The organism is Mesorhizobium sp. M7A.F.Ca.CA.002.09.1.1, assembly GCF_003998555.1.
GTDB classification, from domain to species: domain Bacteria; phylum Pseudomonadota; class Alphaproteobacteria; order Rhizobiales; family Rhizobiaceae; genus Mesorhizobium; species Mesorhizobium ciceri.
This window is the reverse complement of sequence record NZ_RZRR01000717.1, coordinates 1-2,961: the sequence shown is the minus strand read 5'-3', so window position 1 is coordinate 2,961 and position 2,961 is coordinate 1. Positions and strand designations below refer to the sequence as shown.

Below are 2,961 nucleotides of genomic sequence, written 5' to 3'. Positions count from 1 at the left end.
GCACTGGGATTTCGATCTTGGCGGCCCGCTGTTCGACGGCAAGCCGGACTCTTGCGTCGACGCCGGCGATATCTTGACCACCATGCATGACAATGCCGGCAACCGGGCCAGGATCGAGGCAAAAACGCGCGAGATCCTGACGTTGCCGGCTGTGCCGATCCTGATCGGCGGCGACTGTTCCATGACCATTCCCTTCCTCGCCGGCTTTGCAGAGCACGGGCCGGTCTGGGTCCTGCAGGTCGACGCCCATATAGACTGGCGCGACGAGGTTCATGGCGAACGCCACGGCTATTCGAGCCCGATGCGCAGGGCAAGCGAGATGCCGCATGTCGCCGGCATGGTGCAGGTCGGTCTGCGCAGCGTCGGCAGCGCGCGCATCGCCGAAATCGAAGCAGCCCGGCGCTATGGCAGCCGCTTCGTGACCGCCCGCGAGGTTCATGCCCAGGGCGTCGAAGCCGCGCTCCGGCATATTCCGGAAGCCGCGCGGGTCGTCGTCACCCTCGACTGCGACAGCCTTGATCCAAGCATCATGCCGGGCGTGGCGGCGCGTACACCCGGCGGCCTCACCTACACGCAGGTAATCGACCTGATCGCCGGCCTCGGCAAACGGGCCAGGATCGCAGGATTCGACCTTGTCGAGTTCTATCCTCCGGCCGATATTGACGGCCTGTCAGCGCTGACCGCCGCGCGCCTTCTTGTCAATGTGGTCGGCACCGTCGTCCGGCAGGTTTGATGTCAAAATCCCGCTCTTCGCCGCAGAGCGGCCCAAAGGCGCGTGAGCGAGCTTGCGGTTGAAATGCCCTTTTTGACACCTGGGTATTCGATCCTGCCTCGTCCGACCGGCTCGTCGCTCCAGACCAGGTTGAAAGCAATGCCCTTGAGCCCAAGCTCCCCGATCCGGCGTACGATCGTCTCCTGCAGATAAATATCGGATGTTCGCACCCCGTCGGCACGCTCGGGCAGCTTGAATATCTCGGTACCGCCGATTGCGTCCGCTCGAAGGACGAGGCTTTCGATCACCATGACGCCGCCATCGTCAAAGCGAACGATCTTTGAACGTTCCTCGTCCAGTGCATCGATCACGGTGGTGACATTGAAGAGCGATATTGGCTCGTCAGCAGGAAGCGGCAGGAATTCACCGTATGGTTGGAGGGTTGGCCGAAGCAACTTCGACGCCCTCGCTCGCAGGATGAGCACATGCTCGCCAAGCCATGGAAAATCTGAATATTGCCGGAGCGTACCGTCGTCGTGTTCGCGCAGGATCTCCATCCTGGGCGGATGCCATTGTGTCTGCTTCCGGCCGCAGAGCGTCGAAAACAGCTGGTAGTCGTCCGCCTGCCGAGGAAGGACCCATTCCTGTCCTTCGATCACGCTCAGGACATAGATATTCATCCGGTCCCCCGCACATCATCGCCTTGGTAGGCTCGGCCTGCTGCGCTGCTCTTCGCGCGCGTTCTCACCGCTGATCCGCGACGGCCATTTGCGGCACCGGCGGCAATTCGGGTGCATCCATCCCTTTGAAAGGGTCACGCCAGGCGTCGATGTCTTCAAGTCGACGGTACCAGCGGCTGACAGAGGGATAATCGTCGAGCGGCAGTCTGGCGGCGTCGTTGAACGGTAGGAAGGTCGCCATTCGAAAATCGGCATAGGAAACCGAATTGCCGACCAGCCACTGCCGCTCGGCAAGCACGGCGTCGAGTATTGCCGCAGCCGTATGGAATTGGTTCAGGCCCTCCTCCACCCGCTTCTGATCGATCGGGCCGATGCCGTACCGCTGTTTCGTCCCACGTTCGAAATGCACCGTGTCGCAAGCGAGTGCGAAGTGCTCCTTGCCCCAGCTGAGCCACCGGATCATCTCAGGTTCGTCATCGCCGGTGCGCCAGAAATCCGAATGCGCGTGGCGCGACAGCCTGCAGGCTATGGCGTCTGCCTCCCAGAGGCTCTTTCCCTCATCATCCACAAGGATGGGCAGTGAGAGGTTGGGATTTAACCGGCGAAATTTCTCCATTTGCCCGGCAGCGAATGGCGAGGCGAATTCGAAGTCCAGTTTCGTTTCGAGATAGCGTGCGATCGCGACCGCCAATCGAGGATTGGGATTGCGGCTGAAGTACAGCTTCATTGGGCACCGACGATCTGGGCGACCACGCAATAGTCGATCATGAGCAGCCTCTATGCAGCTTCGAAGTCAGCCCAAGCGCCCATGTATCCCAATGGATTGGGCTCGCCTTTCATCATCGTTTTTCGCCAAGCTTCCTGCTCGGCATTCATCAGAGCCAATTCCCAAACACAGGCAATAACAGGTCTCTTAACCGTGTCCATCGGTTCGGTTGCGGAATACAGCTTCCGATAGATGTGCTGACAAAGCACCGAACCCTGTATCCACCAGTGAGCTAAGATGGACACACCGAGCTCACCAGGATGAATGATCACAAAGCCCATGCCATTCTCGTCACCCTCGTCCGCCACACGCGGCAGAACCTCCTGTCGCACGAATGACTGCGCCAGAGTCGCCATGGGTTCGTCGATCTTTCTGTTGTCTGCGACGAGACCATAGACTTTGAGCTTGAGACCACCAATGTCCCATTGGCCCAAATTTGAAACACCACGTGGATGGTAGATCTCGATCGTTTCAGAATTCACTGAGCGCACTCCAATTGGCTATTGGCAGCAGACGTACCTGATAGCTCATCACGCGACTTGCACCCGGCGCGATCAGCATCAGGCCTGGTTTGTCGACAAAATCACCATCGAAATCCACCGGGCTTGCAAGGCCGTGCCAGGGTTCGATGCACAGGAACGGCGCGCCGCCCGGCTTTGACCAGACGCCCAACTCCCGAACCCCTTGCCAGGACATCTCGATCGCCGGGCCACGCTCGGCGGCATAACGCACGCTGGAGCTGGCGGGCTGGTCCATGATCACCGCGTCCTCGTCGAACAACCGCTCGGAGAGCGGGAGTATGT

At 60.0% G+C, this 2,961-nt stretch carries 4 protein-coding genes and 1 pseudogene; 1 reads left to right on the top strand and 4 read right to left on the bottom strand.

Annotated features, from left to right (window positions below):
• Nucleotides 1-733: agmatinase (locus EN994_RS25030; RefSeq protein ID WP_127307889.1), on the top strand; the 733-nt coding region annotated here is incomplete at its 5' end.
• A gap of 2 nt (nt 734-735) precedes the next feature.
• On the opposite strand, the gene EN994_RS25025 is transcribed toward EN994_RS25030, so the two are convergent.
• From EN994_RS25025 to EN994_RS25010, 4 genes and pseudogenes are all read right to left on the bottom strand, one after another.
• The gene (locus EN994_RS25025) at nt 736-1,392 is read right to left on the bottom strand and encodes a DUF1629 domain-containing protein (protein WP_013531516.1); all 657 of its coding nucleotides are present in this window, start codon (nt 1,390-1,392) and stop codon (nt 736-738) included.
• Between the two features lie 64 nt (nt 1,393-1,456).
• A complete protein-coding gene (locus EN994_RS25020; RefSeq protein ID WP_063168038.1) occupies nt 1,457-2,119 on the bottom strand; it encodes a glutathione S-transferase family protein in 663 nt (220 codons plus the stop codon).
• Between the two features lie 50 nt (nt 2,120-2,169).
• Nucleotides 2,170-2,640 (bottom strand): hypothetical protein, encoded by a 471-nt coding sequence (locus tag EN994_RS36340; protein WP_013531514.1) that lies wholly within the window; start codon nt 2,638-2,640, stop codon nt 2,170-2,172.
• Nucleotides 2,630-2,961 (bottom strand): annotated as a pseudogene (locus tag EN994_RS25010) (aldose 1-epimerase family protein); the annotation flags it as partial. The gene EN994_RS36340 and the pseudogene EN994_RS25010, both read right to left, overlap by 11 nt.

Coding starts and splice junctions, on each gene's coding strand:
- EN994_RS25025 (WP_013531516.1), bottom strand. CDS start 1,392: ATGAATATCTATGTCCTGAGCGTGATCGAAGGACAGGAATGGGTCCTT.
- EN994_RS25020 (WP_063168038.1), bottom strand. CDS start 2,119: ATGAAGCTGTACTTCAGCCGCAATCCCAATCCTCGATTGGCGGTCGCG.